Raw genomic sequence first — 20,339 nt, forward strand, 5'->3', positions numbered from 1 at the left:
TAAACCATTAATTCCCATATATTTTTAATTAAATTCCCATGTTTTAAACTATCGATTCCCAGTTAAATAATTCGCCTCTTTATAGTTCTTACTAAAATATGCTCACGCAAAAGTCTCCTTGTAATTAATTGCGTAAGTGAAAATACTGTATTTTTTATAGACATAAAAAAACCATGCCTAAAAGCATGGTCTTCAATTGAGTATCAGTTAATTAGCGCATCCACTCTTTGACCTTTTCCCCATACCACTCCATCAACCTTACTCTCCCATCCCAGTACTGTGCTCGATTATAGGCCGAGCGAATTCTATTTTGAGGTAAATGGGCAAGCTGGCGCTCAATGGCATCTGGATTAAACAGATTCGATTCATTTACGATAGTACTGAATAGAGATCTAAAACCATGTGTGGTCATCCGACCTGCATAGCCCGAACGCTTGATCACAACCCAAATAGACTCACTACGCATTGATTCTTTGTTATTCAAACGATGTGGAAATAACAGTTCCTGATTATGAGTAAGCCTCAAAGCCTTTAACTCAGTAATCATCATATCCGTCAACGGTACAGGATGCTGAAGACGGTTCTTCATACGCTCTTCAGGGGTATCCCACTTACACCCTTCCAGATCAAATTCTTCCCAGCGTGCTTGTAGCAACTCACTAACCCAAACACCTGTCAGCATAATCAGAATAATGGCATGATGTGTCTGAGCATCACTTGGGTATGCTCTTACTTTTCTTAAAAATTCAGGCATTTCAGAGGCAGTAAGCGAAGCCAGGTTTTTAACTCATTTGTTCTTGAGAGCATAAACCAGATCACTTGCTGGATTATCATAACGATAGCCATGTGCAATTGCATACTTCATGACCATGCCGCAACGAGACAAGGTACGTTTTACAATTTCAAGCGAGCCTCTAGCTTCGATCTTCTTAATGATCTGTAGAATCTCAGGTGCCTGAATTTGATTAATATGCTTATTAGCAAGAGCCATATAAAGCGCGTACATTACTAGGGTGTGTCCTCATTTGGCTTTGCACCAAATAAATATACAGGCTATACGAATCATAGATTTATAATTGCGTGCCAGTTTATCAAATCGAGTTGCAATAGCACGGAAATGTTTTAATCTCGAAAATGCATTTTCAACTAAGTGTCTTAATTTATATAGATATTTATCAAATTCCTCATTCGATCTCTTACTGTTTGATCTCAATGGAATAATGGGAATCATATTTTTGTTCTTGGCATATATTCTAATGTGCTCAGCATCATACCCCTTATCAGCAATGAGATAAGTTGCCTCGTCTACCGTATCAATCAGTTGTTTTGCAACTTGACTGTCGTGGACGTCACCCTCAGTGATTTTAAAATCAATCGGTAATCCATTCGCGTCGGTTGCAAGATGTATTTTTGTTGTTCGTCCACCGCGTGATTGTCCAATTGCTCTTTCGAAACCATGCCGAGCTCCACTTGCATGTTGATGCACGCGTATGTAGCTTCCGTCAATGAATACCCATTCTTGATCCAAGATGCCTCGTAATCTAAAAAAAATTTATCCCACAATCCCTTGCTTGCCCAACGATTAAAGCGATTGTAAGCAGTTTGCCAAGGACAAAATTCCTGGGGAATATCACGCCATGTGGCGCCTGTACGCAGTTTCCATAAGACCGCTTCCATGATATTTCTACTATTCTTTGAACAGTAACAACCGTGTAATCGCATAGTATCTTGAATTTGCTGCCAGATATCATCAGTGAGAAGAGTGCGTGCCATTGGAAAAATATAGAAATGAAAAGAGCTTAAAGGGGGGATTTTACGTATTTAAAACCAATTCTTCAAATGAGGACACGCCTAATATGTTTGGATGACCAGGTTTCTTTTTGATTATTGAACCAATTCTCTGCGACTTCCTTAAAATAAGGCTGCTCTTGCTCAACCTCAGTTGTATTTTTGAGTTTATATCTCAGATCAAGCGCGATCTCCCTTGCACGCTTTAAACTTAGCTCAGGGTAGATACCTAATGCCTTGGACTTCCTTTGTCCATTTTCCGCATATCTGAGAGACCAATATTTTTTGCCATTCGGATCGATTCGTAAAGACAGACCATTAATATCAGAAAGGCGGTACTGTATTTTCCAGGGGTAGTGCTTTTTTACACAGCACATCGGTAAGCGACATATCTTTGTCCCAATTTTGACCCCCTAAAGCAAAAATAGGGTCAAACAGCTTAGAATAGGGTCGGCAATGCAGCCAATAAAAAAGCCTTTAAACATTGAGTTTAAAAGCTTTTTTAGATTCAGATGGATTACTTCGGAAAGAATTTTGGTGGGGCGGCGGCAACTTAACTGAAACTACAATTTACTAATATGTATTAAATTAATTACTCTACATTTTTATACATTAATTGATCCAAATAATCAGACCATGATTGCATCATCACTGTACGTTCTTCTAAGTACTTAGTACGGTTGTACGCTCGACCATGCATATCGCGAACCTGATGTGCAAGTTGTTGTTCTATACGTTCAATAGGAAATTTTAGAACTTCATCTAATAAAGTTCTTGCCGTAGCTCTAAAGCCATGCCCTGTTGTCTCACCATTTTTAAAACCATATTGTTTCAATCGTTTATTAATAGTTGATTCACTGATGGTTTTCGTTTTATCTCGCATAGACACAAAACAATATTCGGTATATCCAGTAATGCAATACAATTCTTGGAACAGCTTCAAGACTTGATCAGACAAAGGAACAATATGTTGTAGGGCTGTCTGATTTTTGGTCTTAGGCGGTGTATAACTCCATGTTCTATTTTTAAAATCGATATCTGCCCATTTTGCTGCACGTAATTCTCCAGGACGCACAAATACATGGGGTAAGATTTTGACTGCATAATCAATAGCAATATCCCCACGACCTGCATGTGTATTGATATTCTTTAATAGTTGTCCTAGCTTTTGCTTATCAGTAATAGCCGCTCGATGCTTAGTTTTACCCACCTTCAAAATACCGCTAATTTGGTCAGCAACGTTAAATTGACATAAACCCAAAGCAATCGCATACCGAAACACCTGAGATGCTTTACTTCTCATTCGCTTTGCTGAGTCAGTCTTACCTTGTCTTTCATAAAGACGGCATACTTCCAAAATTTGAGTGGCTGTTATCGAATCAATGGGGAACTCACCAATAGCAACATAAAGCTTATCCCAGATAAACTGATTCCGACGTTGTGTACTTGGTTCCAGCTCTTCTGTCTTACGGTATTCATCTGCTACTGATCTAAAACTATTATTTCGACATTGGGACTGTTTATCTTGCTTTTGAATTGCTGGGTCAATATTCTGCGCAAGCAGTTCTCTAAACTCACTTCGTTTTGCGCGAGCTCTGGCCAATGTACAACTTGGATAAATACCGATAGCTATAGTGGCTCTTTTCTTAGAGATTGGGCGAATATAATCAAAACGCCAATATGCCCCACCTTTTCTATCTAACAATAGATAAAGACCACCACCATCTGAAAGCTTAATATTCTTTTCAAATGATTTCTTTTGTATTGATATTGCAGACTTAATTTTTGAGTCAGTCAGACTGATAACTAATTTAGGCATTTTTACGGTATATTTTTGTCAGAAATGGAATGTACCGTAAAAAATACCGTAAAAGATTACGGTATCCTAAAACGCCTTTGGATAGTATCGGACAACCCAGTTACGTAAGTTATTAATTTTTAATAATATTAGGATTAAATCGGATGTGATCAAACGAGGAAATGGTGCGCTCAGCGGGACTCGAACCCACGCCACAGGCTTCGGAGACCTGTACTCTATCCAGTTGAGCTATGAGCGCATCTTTTTTGGATCGCGCACATCATAACAAAAAAAAGCATAAGGTAAAGCAACTATCTCTAACTTCATCATTTTTATGCTTAAGCTTTATACAATGTTCCAAAACAGCAACACAGAATTGCACGTGAATCACTTGGCTTATTTTGCGAGATCACTCACAATATCTCAACTTTTCACCATTTGAGATATTCATGACTGATGCACTGATCTTAAGGGATGTGTCAAAGACCTATCGCAATGGCTTTCAGGCATTGAAAGGAATTAACTTAAATGTACCAGAAGGTGAATTTTATGCGCTATTGGGTCCTAATGGCGCAGGAAAATCTACTACCATCGGTATTATCAGCTCATTAACAAAAAAAACCTCCGGTACAGTCGAAATTTTTGGTCATAATCTGGATACCCACCCCTCTCAGGCCAAACAGTGCCTAGGCGTAGTGCCTCAGGAATTCAACTTTGCCCAGTTTGAAAAAACCTTTGATATTTTGGTGACTCAGGCAGGCTATTACGGCATTCCTAAAAAAATTGCACAGGAACGGGCGGAGCTTTATCTGACCAAACTGGGTTTATGGGAAAAACGTTCCACTCAGGCCCGCATGTTATCCGGCGGGATGAAACGTCGCCTGATGATTGCGCGCGCCATGATGCACGAACCGAAACTGCTAATTCTGGATGAACCGACGGCAGGCGTTGATATCGAGTTGCGTCGTTCGATGTGGGAATTTTTAAACGAGATGAATGAAAAAGGCACCTCTATCATTCTGACCACGCATTATCTAGAAGAAGCGGAAATGCTGTGTCGCCGCATTGCGATTATCGATCGCGGTGTGATTAAAGAAGACACCACCATGAAGAGCTTCCTAAGTCAGCTCAATGAAGAATCGTTTATTTTTGATCTGGCCGAACCGATTGAACCTTTGCATCTGGATATCATCGGCGTGCGATTTAACCTGATCGATCCGATGACCTTAGAAATTACCATGGACAAGGCGCATAGCATGAATGATCTGTTCCAGTTACTGGAATCACAGAATATTCAGGTACGCAGTATGCGCAATAAATCCAATCGTCTGGAAGAACTTTTTGTGAAAATGGTCGAGAAAAATCTGGATGGAGCTGCGCAATGAACATTAATCAACTCAGCGTAGCTTTATATACCATTATCTATAAAGAAGTCCGTCGCTTTATGCGCATCTGGCCACAGACCCTGTTGCCACCTGCAATTACCATGAGCCTGTACTTTGTGATTTTTGGTAATCTGGTCGGCTCACGCATTGGAGAAATGGGCGGCTATAGTTATATGGAGTTCATTGTGCCCGGTCTGATTATGATGGCCGTGATCACCAACAGCTATGCCAACGTCTCGTCTAGCTTCTTCAGCTCAAAATTCCAGAAAAGTATTGAAGAACTGATCATGAGTCCGGTACCGATGCATGCCATTTTATGGGGTCATGTATTGGGCGGTGTGATTCGTGGGATACTGGTTGCGATCATTGTCAGTGCAGTGAGCTTATTTTTTGCCGATTTATACATCACCAACTGGTTTGTGACTATATATACAGTCTTGATTACTTCCCTGCTGTTTTCCTTGGGTGGTTTTATCAATGCCGTCTATGCCAAATCTTTCGATGATATCTCGATCATCCCGACTTTTGTGTTAACGCCACTGACCTATTTAGGGGGTGTGTTTTATGCTATTTCGAGCTTAAGCCCATTCTGGCAAAATTTATCTTTAATTAATCCTGTCGTGTATATGGTCAATGCGTTCCGCTATGGCATTTTAGGACATAGCGATGTCAATGTTGCCATTTCACTGACAGTGATTACCTTGTGTTGCGCCGTGCTGTATGCAGTGGCCTATCATTTACTCTCCCGTGGTTCAGGAATGCGTGAATAATGAGTGTAGAACAATCTCTCCTTGGTAAAGACACCAATTACCCGACAGAATATCAGCCTGATGTTCTGTTTCCGATTTCGCGCGCGCCTGCCCGTGAACAATACGCACATGTCGAAGCGATTCAGCAAGGTGCAGACTGGTGGCATGTATTTGAAATTTCCTGGTTAAATTCAACCGGTGTGCCGCAAGTGGCTATTGGCCGCATTAGCTTGCCAGCGTCTTCGCCGAATCTGATTGAATCCAAATCCTTAAAACTGTATTTCAATAGCCTGAATTTTGCCAAGTTTGAATCTCAAGATGCCTTTATCACGACGGTCCAAAAAGATTTATCTGCTGCGGCTGAAGCTGAAGTTAAACTGCAATTGTTTCAGGTCGATGAATTAGAGATCAGCAAGCCGGAAGGCATCTGCATTGACGAGCTGACACCTGAGCGCCTAGAAAATCATCCAGATGCCAGTTTATTGGCTTTGGATTCGGATGATGCAGCAGAAGGTGAAATCCAGCTGTATTCACATTTACTCAGAAGTAACTGCCCAGTCACTGGCCAGCCGGACTGGGGAACAGTTTTTATACGTTATCAAGGTAAAAAACCTTGTTATAAGAGTATTTTAGCTTATATTATTTCCTACCGTCAGCACAATGGGTTCCACGAACAATGTGTGGAGCAGATGTTTGCCGATATCTGGCAGCAACTGAAACCGGAAAAGCTGATGGTCTACGCAACCTATACACGCCGTGGTGGATTGGATATCAACCCTTGCCGTGTATCGGATTTAACATGGATGCCTCGCCCTATTCGTTTAGCGCGACAATAAAAAACATTGAGGTTGAACAATGCCATTTTTTGGGTTTATTCCTTCTGCAGAGCTTTTAAATACAATTCAGACTGCACAAAAAAACAAAAATTCAAGTGAGCCGCTTTACCCATTGCGTGATAAAACCGCATTGATGATTAATGATGAAATTATTGATGCGATTCTCACCGAGCTGGTGCGTCGCTTCCCTGCCAGTGATAAACGCGATACTGCGGAAAAACTGGCTGGCTATATCAAGTCGACTGTTGCAGTTTTGCTGAAACAGTTATTGAGTAAAGCACCAAATGACGTAGTCAGAGAGTCGATTGCATTCTCTGAGCGCAGTCTGTTTAAAGATCCTGAAGGGCATTTCCGCATTGGTGAGTCACTAGATGCCAATCTGGTAACTAATTTAAAACATCATTATGCGGAACTTAAAGCCGGTCAGAGTATCGATAAACAAGCGTTCAGTAACCTGTACAAGCAATTTGGTGAAGCGACAGTCCGACATTTTATGGTCGACTTTAATAAAACCCTGGATCTTGGCATGATCAAACGCAAGGCAGCAGATATTGGTGCATCTGCAGTGATCAAGGCCATCAATATGGCAGCAGATAAAATTATTCTGAATTTGAATAAAGATGAGCTGCGTGCCATGGCTGAATATCACGATACTTTGTTCTATACAGAATAGTTTTGGATAGCATGGTTTCAAGATTTTCTACAAATCTTGAGGAATTAGCCTGACTTCGGTCAGGCTTTTTTATGATCAGTGAAATAGCTTGTTACAGATAAGCGGCTCTATAAGACAGACTGCCGTAAAAATAGCCAATCCATCGCTATTTTTGTATAAGCGGCTAGGTCTCTTATTCATCCGAATGTTATCTTTAATCTGGCACTTTAACCCCACGATTGAAAAAATTTATCAATCTTTTTCATGGCATGATTCAAATGACATCGCCAGCAACTCATCAAAAAAACTGGAAATCGTAGCAAGATGTTGAAATCGGATTTTTATAAAAAGTTTAAGCAGCTTTCAATCGCACTTACCGCATTCGGTCTCAGCAGTTTGAGTCTGGCCAACGATTTCCAATATCACCCCTCTTATGCCGTTTTTAAGCAAAACGCCATGCAGCGCTATGGGCTGAGCGCCCAACAAGTAGATTCCGCCATGAACGGTACGCGTAATTTGCCTAATATCATCAATATCATGAATCGCCCAGGTGAAAGTAAGCCTTGGTATTCGTATAAGACTAACTTCCTGGCTGAATCTACCATTCAGCGCGGCGTACGCTTTAAACAGCAATATGCAGAAACGCTTAACCGTGCTGAACAGCAGTTTGGTGTGCCGCAATCGATCATTCTGGGCATTTTAGGTGTAGAAACCGGTTTTGGCAGCAACAAGGGTTCTTTTGTCACTCGTGATGCCCTAGCAACCTTAGGGTTTGGCTATGAACGTCGTGCCCAGTATTTTCAGGATGAACTGGCTGCTTTAATTGCCTGGTCATATAGAGATGGTGTTGCCACCTCTTCTGTGGTGGGTTCTTATGCTGGCGCTGTTGGCTATCCGCAGTTTATGCCGAGCAACATTCCCAAATTCGGCGTGGACTACGATGGCAATGGTCATATTGACCTGCGTAACTCAGCGGTAGATGCGATTGGCTCGATTGCCAACTATCTGGCACAGCATGGCTGGCAGCGTAATCAGCCGATTGCCTTTCCGGCACGTTATACCGGTTCAAATCCCGATGCCGTGATTGCCAAAGATCTGACTCAACCTATGCCTTATGGTGTGTTAAAAACGCAAGGCATCAGCCCAATGAATCCAATCGTAAAAATTGACGATCTGGATCTGGTCAATGTAATTCAATTACAAGAGAATTATGGCTCGATTTACTACATCACTTATCCAAATTTTCAAGTGATTACCACTTATAATCGTAGCCGTATGTATGCTACTGCTTTGTGGCTATTAGGTACCGAAATTACCAGCCGTTAACACTGAAAATTAATATAAATTATGAAAGTCAACATTTTTATAGGTTAATTTGTACGTATTTTAAGCAATTTTAATATAATGTTACAATATTGATTATTTTTTAATCAATAATTGTTTATTTTGCGTTCTTTTTTTAACTATTTTAATTAAACACTAGACAGGGTATTGTCGGCATGAATATTATCCATTTCGTTAAATGTAGTTGCATAAGTTAAATATCAGGCATGTTTATATGGTTTTTCAGCCATTTATGAACAACCAATAGATATGCTGTTAGGAGTTGATTCGATGCATTCTTCAATTTTGAAGTCTTTTATGGCCATTGCCACGATCGTCACGCTGACGCAATCACAGGCAGATATGGTTCCGTCATCTTCATTCACCAATGAAAATGACAATTCGCGTCTTGCAACGCGAGTACTCAATAAAGAAGCTCAAAGCTTCAATTCAAATTTCACAAATTTGAACAGCCTTTCAATCACTGAGCGTTCTGGCGATAAAGTTCGCCGTGAAACCATTGCAGCGAAAATTGAACTTCCTGCAGAAGAGCCTTCAGTGATTGAAAAACTGAATACAGTGGCTTCTAATACTGTACGTAAATTCAGTCAGACAGGTACAGCGTCTTGGTATGGTCGTCAATTCCACGGCCGTAAAACTGCAAGCGGTGAAACCTTTGATATGAACGCAATGACTGCTGCTCATCGTAGCCTGCCATTGAACTGCTATATTCGTGTAACTAACCGCAATAACGGCAAGAGCGTCGTGGTTAAAGTAAATGACCGCGGTCCTTTCCATGGTAACCGTGTTGTTGATTTATCTTACGGTGCTGCGAAACAGTTAGGTATTACCAGTGCCGGTACTGCAAAAGTCAGTATTGAACGTGTCGCTGGCCCAAATTCTTAAGATTTGACCTGCAACACATTTAACAAAAGCCACAGCAATGTGGCTTTTTTTATTGTGCTCATTTTCTAGAAGAATATAAACGCTCCTGCTCAGCCCTATCTTAAAGTTCTTTCAAGAAAATTTTGGTAGGCTCATCCTGCCTAATAAAATCCCTTCACCTGCATGATTAACTTTTGACCATATCCGGATTCTGCTTTATATTTCCAGATAAGCAAAACATGTTCATGGAATGGAGCGAAGAATGAAAACAATATCTAAATGGTTTGATGAATATAGTGACAGCCATCAAAATAAAACCAACAAGCTGATTCACTGGGTCTGCGTACCAACCATCTATTTTTCGATTATTGGCATTCTGGCACATTTCAGCGCTTTGCTGACTACCCTGCTACTGGTTTTGGCTTTTATCTTCTATGCACGCCTGGATCTTGTTTTGGCAGTAGCGATGGCTGTATTAACTTTAGTAATGGCCTGGCTCATCTGGATTCTACCAGTCGGTACCGGATTCTTTATTGCTCTGTTTGTCTTGGCTTGGATTGGCCAATTTTATGGGCACAAAGTGGAAGGCAAAAAGCCTTCATTCTTCAAAGACCTCCAATTCCTCCTCATTGGCCCAATTTGGTGCATGGATGCATATTTAGGTAAAATCCTACCGAACTGGAAATCACGCCATAGCAGCGCAATTATGAGCGTTTAAACGCTATATTCGATTTATCCAATTGGAAGAACCTTATTGATAGGTTCTTCCTTGATGTTTTAACCAGCCATCGACATGTTTTCGCGCAGGGTCATGATGCGTCCAGTGAATCACCCCGCCCTTGTCACTGTATTCATATTCTCCATAAAACTCGACCTGATCCTGTTTTTGAATATTCTGAATACGCGGCGCTAGATCGATATTATGTGCAACCAGTACAGTTTGGCCATTTGGTAACTCGAGGATGAACTTTTGATGACGCGATCCTTCATGATCATCTGGTAAAACAGCAACCACCTGCCCGCTTGAACGGACCTGTAGATCACTCTGGCGATGTTGAAACGCCCGTGCAATTCGATCCAGATCATCAGTCTTTTGAGACGGTACTAAGTTAGGCTCTGAATCAAGCGTTTCAGTTGTAGTATCAGATGCGGATGGAATAAGTGGTTGGGATTGTTGTAGATCCAGGCCCAGATAAGCAGCAATCAACAGTGCAATGACTGCACCGATGCTCAGATTGGTTTTATTTGGCATTTTTATAACTTTTTTATTAAATGATGAATACATGATCTGAGCTCTATCACCAAACCCAAATCCTATTCTTGAATTGCTGATGAAGAATAAATCAACATAAAAAAGCCCCATCAATCAGATAGGGCTTTTTCTAATTCCTAAGGAATTATTTTGCAGCAGCTTGAGCAGCAGCAACTTCTTCAGCGAAGCTCATTTCTGCTTTTTTCTCAATGCCTTCACCAACTTCGAAACGAACGAAGTTTGCAACTGTAGTACCAGTTGCTTTAAGAACGTCTGCAACTTTCTTATCGTTGTCGATTACGTACATTTGACGCTCAAGCACAACTTCATTCAAGTATTTCTCAACAGAACCTACAACCATCTTCTCAACGATATTTGCTGGCTTGCCAGATTCAAGTGCTTTCGCTTCAGCAATTTCTTTCTCTTTCGCGATAAGCTCAGCAGAAACGCCTTCAGCATTTACAGCAACTGGGTTGAACGCAGCAACGTGCATTGCCAAGCCTTTACCTGTAGCTTCATCACCAGTGTAAGAAACAACAACACCGATTTTAAGACCGTGTTTGTAAACTGCAAGGTTTTCGCCTTCAACAATTTTCGCACGACGTACTTGGATGTTTTCACCGATCTTTTGAACAAGAGCGATACGCGCTTCTTCAACAGTTGCACCATCTTCTAGTTTCAATTCAGCGATTTGAGCAGGATCAGTTACGTTTGCAGCAAGTGCAGCAGCAGCAACTTTCGCAGAGAAACCAGCAAAGTTTTCGTCTTTTGCAACGAAGTCAGTTTGACAGTTAACTTCTAGAAGAAGTGCTTTGTTGCCGTCTTGAGCAATTGTGATCGCGCCGTCAGCAGCAATGTTACCTGCTTTTTTAGCAGCTTTAGCTTGACCAGATTTACGTAGGTTGTCGATCGCCAGTTCAACGTCGCCGCCCGCTTCTGTCAAAGCTTTTTTACATTCCATCATTGCAAGACCAGTACGATCGCGCAATTCTTTAACCATGCTTGCTGTAACTGCAGTCATGTTTATCTCCTAAATTCGGTAGAAAATGAATTCTTTTTAGAACAGAAACGGCCCAGAGGAGTTCTCATGGGCCGCCTGCATACATAACGCTTACTTTGCCACCATCACATGTCGCAAAAATGACAAGCTAGCGTCAAACGCATTAAGCCTCAGAAGCTGGAGCTTCTTCTGCTTTAGCTTGTGCATTTGCTTGTGATTGAGCATATTCTTTACCAGCAAGAATCGCATCAGCCATAGCAGAAGCATAAAGTGTTACTGCACGGATCGCATCATCGTTACCCGGGATAACATAGTCTACGTTGTCTGGGTTAGAGTTTGTATCAACGATACCGATTACAGGAATACCAAGGTTCTTCGCTTCTTTGATTGCAATCGCTTCGTGATCAACGTCGATTACGAATAATGCGTCAGGTAAACCACCCATGTTTTTAACGCCGCCTAAGCCACGCTCAAGTTTTTCCATCTCACGAGTACGCTCTAGAGCTTCACGTTTAGTCAGCTTAGCGAAAGTACCGTCTTGAGATTGAGTTTGAAGGTCTTTTAAACGGTTGATAGATTGGCGAAGTGTTTTCCAGTTCGTCAACATACCACCTAACCAGCGGTGATCTACATATGGTTGACCAGCGCGTTGAGCTTGTTCACGGATGATCGCAGAAGCTGCACGTTTAGTACCAACGAACAAAACTTTGTTCTTTTTGCTAGCCAAGTTGTTAGCAAAGTTCAAAGCATCATTTAACGCAGGAACAGTGTGCTCAAGGTTGATGATGTGAATTTTGTTACGCGCACCAAAGATGTAATCACGCATCTTTGGATTCCAGAAACGAGTTTGGTGACCAAAGTGCGCGCCAGCTTGAAGAAGGTCGCGCATGCTTACGTTGTAATCTGCCATTTTCTTTACCTTAAAGTTTGGGTTAGGCCTCCATATACCCGCATTCTCCACCCTAAAGGGCACCCAGAGTAATGTGTCGATATATGTGCGGATTTTTTTGCCTCATCGCACAAAGCCCGTGAAATTTATTCACGAAAAAGCATTTGATAAAATGGGCGGCTATTTATACCATAGTCACACACAAATTTCCAAAAGTTTTTAGAGATCATGAACAACACTTACCAAGCGCCACGTCGACTTATCAAAACCCCTGACGAAATTGAAAAAATGCGTGTGGCAGGGCGACTGGCGGCAGAAGTATTGGATATGATCAAACCGCATATTGTTCCAGGTGTTACTACGCTAGAACTTGATACGATTTGTCATGACTATATTGTTAACCAACAACAAGCCATTCCAGCCTGCTTAGGTTATGGTGCAGCACCAGGTCGGCCTGCTTTCCAGCATGTGATTTGCACTTCTGTGAATCATGTGGTGTGTCACGGCATTCCATCGGATAGCAAAAAGTTGAAAAAAGGTGACATTCTGAATATCGATGTCACTGTGATTAAAGATGGCTATCATGGTGATACCAACATGATGTACATCGTCGGTGGTGAAACATCTATTCTTGCTAACCGTCTATGTAAAGTAGCGCAAGAAGCCATGTACCGGGGTATTGAAACTGTAAAACCAGGGTCAACCATTGGCGATATTGGCCACGTGATTCAAAAATATGTCGAATCTGAACGTTTTGGTGTGGTACGTGAATATTGTGGTCATGGAATTGGCACGACTTTCCATGACGAACCACAAGTATTGCATTACGGCCAGCCAGATACCGGGATGATTTTAGAAGAAGGCATGACTTTTACCATTGAGCCAATGGTCAATGGCGGCGACTGGAAAACCAAATTACTCGGTGATAAATGGACAGTGGTCACCAAAGATCACTCATTGTCGGCACAATATGAACATACAATTCTGGTGACTAAAACCGGCGCGGAAATTTTAACAGCACGCCCGGACGAAGATTTGTCACGCTTTAGTGCGTAACCACAACATCAACAACACAAAATGGTCACTTTAAAGTGGCCATTTTTATTTTATATTTCATGCATCAATATGCATGACCGAGATGTAACAAGTCTCTCCTCGCCTGCTCCCAGCGCATCGAAATTCAAGATAAAGTTCGGTCAATACACCATTTTTTCCTTAAAGTTTTCCAAATTCTTTTGCCCTATCTGCACCATTTTAGGCTAAGATAATGTGCTTTTTATTTTTTAATCCCTATAAGAAGGAATACTGCCGTGGACGTACGTCTCTCTGATCGTGTGAATGCCATCAAACCGTCCCCTACGCTTGCTGTGACTAACAAAGCTGCTGAATTAAAAGCTGCAGGTCATAACGTGATTGGTTTGGGCGCAGGTGAACCAGATTTTGATACCCCTCAACACATCAAAGATGCAGCAATTGCAGCGATTAACAACGGTTTCACCAAATACACCGCTGTTGACGGTACGCCAGGTCTTAAAAAAGCCATTATTGCTAAATTCAAACGCGACAATAACCTAGACTATGCAGCAAACCAGATTCTGGTTTCTTGTGGTGGTAAGCAATCATTCTTTAACTTGGCACTTGCTTTGTTAAACAAAGGTGATGAAGTGATTATTCCTGCACCTTTCTGGGTAAGCTACCCGGACATGGTGATCATCGCTGAAGGCGTACCAGTTATTGTGAAATGTGGTGAAGAACAACGTTTCAAAATCACCCCTGAACAATTAGAAGCTGCAATCACGGACAAAACACGTCTAGTGGTATTGAACAGCCCATCTAACCCTACAGGTATGATCTACACTAAAGCTGAGCTTGAAGCGCTGGCTGACGTACTTCGTAAATACCCAGAAGTGTATATCGCATCTGATGACATGTACGAACCAATCCGTTGGGATGACGAGTTCTACAACATCGCAACAGTTGCACCAGACCTTTATGACCGCACGATTGTGTTAAACGGTGTGTCTAAAGCTTACGCAATGACTGGCTGGCGTATCGGCTACGCAGCGGGCCCTGCTAAACTGATTGGTGCAATGAAAAAGATCCAGTCTCAATCAACTTCTAACCCAACTTCTATTTCGCAAGTTGCTGCTGAAGCTGCATTGAATGGTCCTCAAGACGTTCTTGAACCAATGATTGAAGCATTCAAACGTCGTCATGACCTAGTTGTGAAAGGCTTGAATGATATTCACGGTATTTCTTGCTTGCCTGCTGATGGCGCATTCTATGCATATGCCAACATCAAACCGTTGATTCGTGCCAAAGGTCTTAAATCTTGCACAGAATTCTCTGCATGGTTACTGGAAGAAACTGGTGTTGCAGTGGTTCCTGGTGATGCATTCGGTCTTGGCGGTTTCATGCGTATCTCTTACGCAACGGCTGACGAAGTACTTGTTGATGCACTTGCACGTATCAAAAAAGCTGCTGATTCTATCGAAGGCGTTGATGCTGCGATTGCTTCAATCGAAGCTGAAAAAGCTGAAAAATAATCTAGCTTGCTAGATAAAAAAACCCGCGAATTTCGCGGGTTTTTTTATGTTCTTCAACATGTATTAAACAGTGAGCCGTATTCGCTTATAGCTCAAGTATTTCATGAGTAAACAAACAAAACATAGACTTGCTGCAATCGTGTACGCAATACTCAACATCCACCAAAAACCATGAATCCCCAATGCATTGCTTTGCCAATTGAACAGTGTCATTGGATGATACGCCACATACCAACTACCCCCTAAGCCCACGACCAACACCGTACTGATAAAAATAAACATTGGTCTGACAATTTCACGCCAGCAACGTAGCATTGCCAAACTAATCACCAGTAGCGCATCAAAGATATGCATCCAACACATTAACAAGATCAATGCCAAGGCTAATGCAATCACCTGCGCATCATTGCTAAATAACCCCACAATCCAACTATCTAAGCCCCAAATAGTCAACACGACAACGATAGCTATTAGCATCACAGCCATCAGTGCCCGCTTACTGAGTTGCCATGCAGCATCAATCTGCTCCGCACCGATTTTAGTCGACACCAAAATACCGAAGGCGGATGCCATCGACATCGGCAACATAAACATCAGGCCCAATAAACCAAGCATCACCTAATGTGCATTCACTACAATGTCACCCAAAGGCAAGATCAGCAAAGCAATCGCGCTGATGGCAAATACATCCACAAAAGTCACCACCGCATTGGGCAATCCAATTTTTAAAATTTTCAACAAAGTCTGCCAGTGAAAGAAAACACCAGACCACTGGATCTTTAACTTCTGCTCAAGGAAGAAAAAATAGTAAACAAACAACAGTACCCACTGCACAATTAAATGTGCCATGAATGCACCTTCAACCCCATAGCTTGTAACATAACCCTCAATGCCATAAATCAAGACATAAGCCAAAGCCACTTTGAGCAGTAAATAGATCATATTGGCGTAAAACACACGCTTAGCCTGCCCACAGGCTTGGGTGAAAATATATAAAATACGCAACAATAAATGCGCTGGAATCGTCCAAGCCAACAGCCACAGACATGGCACAATCAATGCCTGTAAGGCCGCACCTGCCTTTAAAAAATAAAGTAAAGGAGTCGCATGATTAAACAAGTACATCGCAACAGCAGAAATCACCAGTACAATCAAAATACTTTGCTTCAGGATACGTTGGATGTCCGCATAATCCTGACGTCCATTGGCTTCTGCCAGCTCTTGCATCATGCCCTGTAACACCCCAATACCCGTCACAAAGCACAAAGAATAAACAGACAAACAGACTGCCAATGCAGCCACATGCTGAGGTGAAAAATGTGATAGAAAAATCACGTCGAACAAACCACTTAGCATAATAATGGCATTACTGAGAAAAATAGGCACCCAAAGATGCAGAAACTGTTTCATCACCCTATCACTCGATTTTTTAATTCTTTTATAAGATTCGTTTTTTTTGGCAGATTATTTAGATCTGAGATATTTCATTAGAAATGTATACCAGTATCGTGCAATAAATTATTCTATTTCTTATTTTTTATAAAAATGATTTTACTCAGGTGCAGGCAATGCACTTCTTACAAAATAATCCGCCATTCCTATACCAGATTGCTATTATCGATGTCACAATTTTGAATTAAACCTCAATAACTCAAGAATAATGAAAGGAAAAGTACAATGAACCCAAAAGAAATGAGCGGTTTAGCATTACTGGAAGCGATGCGTGATGAAAAAATCCCGGCCCCAAGTATTAGCGAAACCATGTCGATGCAACCAGCAGTGATTGAAAGCGGACATGTAGAATTTAAGGTCAAAGCTGATCATCGACATTTAAATCCGCTTGGCGGCGTCCATGGTGGTTTTGCTGCAACCGTTTTGGATACCGTGACAGGCTGCGCGATTCATACTTTACTTGAAGCAGGTGTCGGTTATGGCACCATTGATCTGAATGTAAAGATGTGCCGCCCTATACCTCAGAATGAGCCACTGAAAGCCGTAGGAAAATCAATTAATCTCAGTAAAAATTTAGGTATTTCTGAAGGTCAGATTCTGGATCAAGAAGGTCGCCTGTATGCCCATGCCACTGCGACCTGTATGATTATTCGGACTGAATGAAATTGCTAGCCTGCACAACTCATCAGGTAATTCATTTAAATAATACTGCTTTTCGCCTGCCCCGCTTCAACAAATGACAAGCGTGGTCGAGTTAAGCCTTGAAACTCAAAATAATGCTTGGAAACATTGGCTAATTCCACATCTTGTGTTTGTGTTATTGAGGCTTGCCACGCTTTAGACTGATTGGTTCCCGTCAAAAGATTCCCAGAAATGGCATAGATATAAAGATCTTTGTCTTGCTCTTTCAGATAGTCTGCATTCAGGAAAACTTCAAAGTTAAATTGACGTTCAGTTTCTACCAACCATTTTTCTGCAAACCATAATTGCAGCAAATCACCTAAATAAAGTGATTTTTGCGCCAAGGGCCATAGCGTGATATAAGCGTCTTTAACCGGGATATAATACTGTGCAGGATCAGCAATAATTTGCAGATAGTTTTCTTGATAATAAGCCAGTTGAGAGAAAATTTGAGGGATGCTGAGCGTATTCATTCGCTGTCTCCGGTTTAGCCATTTTTGTGCTGGCAAGTAGGTTTAAATCCACACTGTTTGACCATTTGGTCAAACGACTTTATGGTTTTAATCTAGCAAGTGAAATTTATTCTGACAAGTATTTTTCGTGAAATTTATGCAATTGCCTAAATTAAAAACAGACAGGCTGTATTTATAATAAATATGATAATTTTTGCTTGACCCCTGTCAAAATCTCTCTATAATCGCTTTCAGATTCTCCAATAGCTCAGTCGGTAGAGCGACGGACTGTTAATCCGCAGGTCCCTGGTTCGAGCCCAGGTTGGAGAGCCAAATTCAAGAAAGCCCACTCATAATGAAGTGGGCTTTTTTATTACTTAAAATTTGACGGCTTGTTATTTTCAAATATTTAAAATAAATAATTATTTTCAATCCCTCATAAAACTCGATATATAAATACCCCTCTTTTAAAATTTCGAGATATAAAAAATCCCCCATAGATGGAGGATTTTTAAGCTGTCACCGAGATTAAGCCGCTTGAGCCGGAACACCGCTATGAAAACGGAAAGTTTCATCAGGCGTGAGAATTAGCTGTTTTTCAACTTCACGAATATGCAGGATTCGCTCCTGAATATCCTCTTTCGGATTTTTCAGTTTCGCTGTGGTAGCCACATCCATCGCCAAAGCCAGATAGTCTTCAAAATGGCGAGATTCGGACTTGAGCAGGTAGCGGTAGTAACGTGCTAACTCATCATCAACACGCGAAGCAAGTGCGTAGAAACGCTCACAGGAACGTGCTTCCACAAAGGCACCAATCACCAAGACATCAATCAAGGCTTCAGGCTCAAAAGTGCGGATTTCCTTACGCAAACCACCAGCATAACGCCCTGCACTCAAGTTCTGCCAAGCCTGACCGCGCTTGTTCATCAATTCAAGTACTTGCTCATAATGCAGCATTTCTTCACGCACCAGCTGTGCAAGCTTTACCTGTAGGTCAACAAAATAGCTATAGCGGAACATCAGGTTCATGGCCGTGCTGGCTGCTTTTTTTTCACAGTTGGCATGATCCTGCATCAAGATTTCAAGATTTTCGACTGCCATATCCAGCCATGCTTGCGGTGTTTCACAACCGAGGAACGCAATCACCGGCAGCATCAGTTCATCATAATTAATATTCGACATAACGACTCTGATCTTAACGCGCTGACTTAATCACGGCTTTCATTTGCTGAACGGCTTGTGCTAGGCCAACAAATACTGCATCTGCAATTAAAGAATGGCCAATATTCAGCTCATGAATCTGTGGAATCGCAGCAATTGGCGTTACGTTATCCAGATTTAAGCCATGACCTGCATTCACCACCAAACCTTTAGATGCAGCATATTCAGCACCTTTCACAATGCGTTCCAGTTCCGCTTGTTGCGCTTCTGGAGTTTCTGCATCGGCATAGGCGCCTGTGTGAATCTCAATCGTCGGTGCACCACAAGCAACTGCTGCATCAATTTGTGCAAAATCGGCATCAATAAATAAAGATACATCACAACCAATGGCTTCCAGCTCTTGAGTCGCGGCTTTTACAGCATCAAAATTACCCACGACATCCAGACCACCTTCAGTGGTCACTTCCTGACGTTTTTCAGGAACAAAGCAAACATGCTGAGGCTTGATTTCCTTGGCAAAGGCGATCATTTCATCTGTTACCGCCAACTCAAGGTTCATACGGGTTTTTAACGCAGGACGCATACGACGCACATCGTCATCCTGAATGTGGCGACGGTCTTCACGCAAGTGCAAGGTAATGCCTTCTGCCCCTGCCTGTTCGCAGATCAATGCAGCATTGACTGGGTCTGGGTACGTCGTACCACGTGCTTGTCTTAATGTTGCGACATGGTCAATATTGACACCAAGTAATGCAGCCATAATCTTTTCCTAACTACGATTGAGATTGAGAGTTTTGAATCCAGAGTTGTCGACTTTTTAATGGTCGATCACCAAGCAAGGCCGTGATCACCTGTCGATACAGTTTCGTCAGTAATTGTAACTGTTCCGGATTAAAATCCCCACCATTTTCATGCGTCAACATGCTTAAAATCTGTTGACCAGATAGGGTGGAGCGTAAGGCTTTGGCCGATGGCATAAAGCCGGCATTGAGCTGAAAATAATAGTGCTGTTGTGGATCAATCTGCGCCTGATTGGCATCTACCGAAAAATCCAGACCATAACCGAGTTCTTCCAGCAAAACATACTCAAACTGGCGCAAGATCTGTTTTAAATATAAATTTGGATTAGATTGTACGGATAATTGCTGTAATGCAGTTAAGGTCTCAGCATATTTGGCAAAAGTTTGCGGCATTTCGACTTCTAAAGGACATAACCGCAACAGGATTTCATTCAGATAAAAACCTGAGAAAAAGGCATCGCCAAAAAAGAAAATCGGCTGATTGACAATTTCCAGTTTAGTAAAATTTTTGAGTTCGGATTTACCTGAAGCCTGCAAGCGAATGGGCTGATACTGTGGTGGTGGCATTTGCCTGAGAATACCATCTACCCTGCCATATTCTTGGGTAAATAAATGCACAATATGACTGCGTTCACGGTACTTACGATGATGAATCAAATAGCCATGCAGTACTTCATTACGCATAAGCGG

General features: G+C 41.7%; 21 protein-coding genes, 2 tRNA genes and 2 pseudogenes. 11 read left to right on the top strand and 14 right to left on the bottom strand.

Annotation, left to right across the window (positions count from 1 at the left end):
• Positions 1 to 211: 211 nt before the first annotated feature.
• From MWG72_RS05675 to MWG72_RS05695, 5 genes and pseudogenes are all read right to left on the bottom strand, one after another.
• Positions 212 to 997 (bottom strand): annotated as a pseudogene (locus MWG72_RS05675) (tyrosine-type recombinase/integrase); the annotation flags it as partial.
• Positions 998 to 1,021: 24 nt separating this feature from the next.
• A protein-coding gene (locus MWG72_RS05680; RefSeq protein ID WP_420908502.1) for an IS5 family transposase occupies positions 1,022 to 1,773 on the bottom strand; the annotation gives its coding sequence in 2 pieces (ribosomal slippage) (positions 1,022 to 1,539 and positions 1,539 to 1,773; 753 coding nt in all).
• Positions 1,774 to 1,844: 71 nt separating this feature from the next.
• Positions 1,845 to 2,178 (bottom strand): annotated as a pseudogene (locus tag MWG72_RS05685) (Arm DNA-binding domain-containing protein); the annotation flags it as partial.
• Positions 2,179 to 2,380: 202 nt separating this feature from the next.
• Positions 2,381 to 3,607 (bottom strand): tyrosine-type recombinase/integrase, encoded by a 1,227-nt coding sequence (locus tag MWG72_RS05690; protein ID WP_247143427.1) that lies wholly within the window; start codon positions 3,605 to 3,607, stop codon positions 2,381 to 2,383.
• Between the two features lie 162 nt (positions 3,608 to 3,769).
• Positions 3,770 to 3,845, bottom strand: a tRNA-Arg gene (locus MWG72_RS05695).
• Between the two features lie 190 nt (positions 3,846 to 4,035).
• Between MWG72_RS05695 and MWG72_RS05700 the strand changes: the two genes are divergently transcribed.
• The 7 genes from MWG72_RS05700 (at position 4,036) to MWG72_RS05730 (ending at position 10,134) form a co-directional block, all read left to right on the top strand.
• Positions 4,036 to 4,971 carry an ABC transporter ATP-binding protein gene (locus tag MWG72_RS05700; RefSeq protein WP_247143428.1) on the top strand — a complete coding sequence of 312 codons (936 nt, stop codon included), beginning with the start codon at positions 4,036 to 4,038 and terminating at the stop codon, positions 4,969 to 4,971.
• Positions 4,968 to 5,741: an ABC transporter permease gene (locus MWG72_RS05705; protein WP_004279041.1), complete on the top strand. Its 774-nt coding sequence runs from the start codon at positions 4,968 to 4,970 to the stop codon at positions 5,739 to 5,741. Before MWG72_RS05700 ends, MWG72_RS05705 begins: the two co-directional genes overlap by 4 nt.
• Positions 5,741 to 6,556: an NADPH-dependent 7-cyano-7-deazaguanine reductase QueF gene (queF, locus tag MWG72_RS05710; RefSeq protein ID WP_004645602.1), complete on the top strand. Its 816-nt coding sequence runs from the start codon at positions 5,741 to 5,743 to the stop codon at positions 6,554 to 6,556. Before MWG72_RS05705 ends, queF begins: the two co-directional genes overlap by 1 nt.
• Positions 6,557 to 6,575: 19 nt before the next feature.
• Positions 6,576 to 7,229: a hypothetical protein gene (locus tag MWG72_RS05715; RefSeq protein WP_004645603.1), complete on the top strand. Its 654-nt coding sequence runs from the start codon at positions 6,576 to 6,578 to the stop codon at positions 7,227 to 7,229.
• A gap of 303 nt (positions 7,230 to 7,532) precedes the next feature.
• Positions 7,533 to 8,534, top strand: a complete 1,002-nt coding sequence (gene mltB / locus MWG72_RS05720; protein ID WP_153566585.1) for a lytic murein transglycosylase B — start codon at positions 7,533 to 7,535, stop codon at positions 8,532 to 8,534.
• 288 nt (positions 8,535 to 8,822) lie between these two features.
• Positions 8,823 to 9,437: a septal ring lytic transglycosylase RlpA family protein gene (locus tag MWG72_RS05725; protein WP_004279046.1), complete on the top strand. Its 615-nt coding sequence runs from the start codon at positions 8,823 to 8,825 to the stop codon at positions 9,435 to 9,437.
• Between the two features lie 241 nt (positions 9,438 to 9,678).
• A complete protein-coding gene (locus MWG72_RS05730; protein ID WP_044112162.1) occupies positions 9,679 to 10,134 on the top strand; it encodes an Mpo1 family 2-hydroxy fatty acid dioxygenase in 456 nt (151 codons plus the stop codon).
• Between the two features lie 33 nt (positions 10,135 to 10,167).
• Here MWG72_RS05730 and MWG72_RS05735 read toward each other — a convergent pair whose 3' ends face one another.
• From MWG72_RS05735 to rpsB, 3 genes are all read right to left on the bottom strand, one after another.
• Positions 10,168 to 10,668, bottom strand: a complete 501-nt coding sequence (locus MWG72_RS05735; RefSeq protein ID WP_153566586.1) for a DUF3465 domain-containing protein — start codon at positions 10,666 to 10,668, stop codon at positions 10,168 to 10,170.
• A 145-nt stretch (positions 10,669 to 10,813) separates the two neighbouring features.
• Positions 10,814 to 11,689, bottom strand: coding sequence for a translation elongation factor Ts (tsf, locus tag MWG72_RS05740; RefSeq protein WP_004279049.1), 876 nt, complete (start codon positions 11,687 to 11,689; stop codon positions 10,814 to 10,816).
• Between the two features lie 142 nt (positions 11,690 to 11,831).
• Positions 11,832 to 12,578 carry a 30S ribosomal protein S2 gene (rpsB, locus tag MWG72_RS05745; protein WP_004279050.1) on the bottom strand — a complete coding sequence of 249 codons (747 nt, stop codon included), beginning with the start codon at positions 12,576 to 12,578 and terminating at the stop codon, positions 11,832 to 11,834.
• 207 nt (positions 12,579 to 12,785) lie between these two features.
• Here rpsB and map point away from each other — a divergent pair, with 207 nt between their 5' ends.
• Complete coding sequence (gene map, locus MWG72_RS05750) at positions 12,786 to 13,613, top strand: type I methionyl aminopeptidase (RefSeq protein ID WP_247143429.1); 828 nt, start codon at positions 12,786 to 12,788, stop codon at positions 13,611 to 13,613.
• A 254-nt stretch (positions 13,614 to 13,867) separates the two neighbouring features.
• Complete coding sequence (locus MWG72_RS05755; RefSeq protein ID WP_247143430.1) at positions 13,868 to 15,103, top strand: pyridoxal phosphate-dependent aminotransferase; 1,236 nt, start codon at positions 13,868 to 13,870, stop codon at positions 15,101 to 15,103.
• A 63-nt stretch (positions 15,104 to 15,166) separates the two neighbouring features.
• Here MWG72_RS05755 and MWG72_RS05760 read toward each other — a convergent pair whose 3' ends face one another.
• Together MWG72_RS05760 and MWG72_RS05765 are read right to left on the bottom strand one after the other, a co-directional pair.
• Entirely contained in the window at positions 15,167 to 15,718 is a 552-nt protein-coding gene (locus tag MWG72_RS05760; RefSeq protein ID WP_247143431.1) for an MATE family efflux transporter, read from the bottom strand.
• A gap of 3 nt (positions 15,719 to 15,721) precedes the next feature.
• Positions 15,722 to 16,513: an MATE family efflux transporter gene (locus tag MWG72_RS05765; protein WP_247143432.1), complete on the bottom strand. Its 792-nt coding sequence runs from the start codon at positions 16,511 to 16,513 to the stop codon at positions 15,722 to 15,724.
• 267 nt (positions 16,514 to 16,780) lie between these two features.
• Between MWG72_RS05765 and MWG72_RS05770 the strand changes: the two genes are divergently transcribed.
• Positions 16,781 to 17,218, top strand: a complete 438-nt coding sequence (locus MWG72_RS05770) for a PaaI family thioesterase (protein WP_247143433.1) — start codon at positions 16,781 to 16,783, stop codon at positions 17,216 to 17,218.
• 35 nt (positions 17,219 to 17,253) lie between these two features.
• Here MWG72_RS05770 and MWG72_RS05775 read toward each other — a convergent pair whose 3' ends face one another.
• Entirely contained in the window at positions 17,254 to 17,709 is a 456-nt protein-coding gene (locus tag MWG72_RS05775; RefSeq protein WP_180086185.1) for a hypothetical protein, read from the bottom strand.
• A gap of 236 nt (positions 17,710 to 17,945) precedes the next feature.
• Between MWG72_RS05775 and MWG72_RS05780 the strand changes: the two genes are divergently transcribed.
• A tRNA-Asn gene (locus MWG72_RS05780) sits at positions 17,946 to 18,021 on the top strand.
• A 195-nt stretch (positions 18,022 to 18,216) separates the two neighbouring features.
• On the opposite strand, the gene MWG72_RS05785 is transcribed toward MWG72_RS05780, so the two are convergent.
• From MWG72_RS05785 to recO, 3 genes are read right to left on the bottom strand one after another with little or no spacing between them, the layout of a single operon-like run.
• Positions 18,217 to 18,870 carry a MiaE family protein gene (locus MWG72_RS05785; RefSeq protein WP_005103794.1) on the bottom strand — a complete coding sequence of 218 codons (654 nt, stop codon included), beginning with the start codon at positions 18,868 to 18,870 and terminating at the stop codon, positions 18,217 to 18,219.
• A 13-nt stretch (positions 18,871 to 18,883) separates the two neighbouring features.
• Positions 18,884 to 19,609, bottom strand: coding sequence for a pyridoxine 5'-phosphate synthase (gene pdxJ, locus MWG72_RS05790; RefSeq protein ID WP_004645617.1), 726 nt, complete (start codon positions 19,607 to 19,609; stop codon positions 18,884 to 18,886).
• A 13-nt stretch (positions 19,610 to 19,622) separates the two neighbouring features.
• Complete coding sequence (gene recO, locus MWG72_RS05795; protein ID WP_071852270.1) at positions 19,623 to 20,333, bottom strand: DNA repair protein RecO; 711 nt, start codon at positions 20,331 to 20,333, stop codon at positions 19,623 to 19,625.
• Positions 20,334 to 20,339 lie beyond the last annotated feature (6 nt).

This window comes from Acinetobacter lwoffii, from assembly GCF_022967985.1.
Taxonomy (GTDB): Bacteria; Pseudomonadota; Gammaproteobacteria; order Pseudomonadales; family Moraxellaceae; genus Acinetobacter.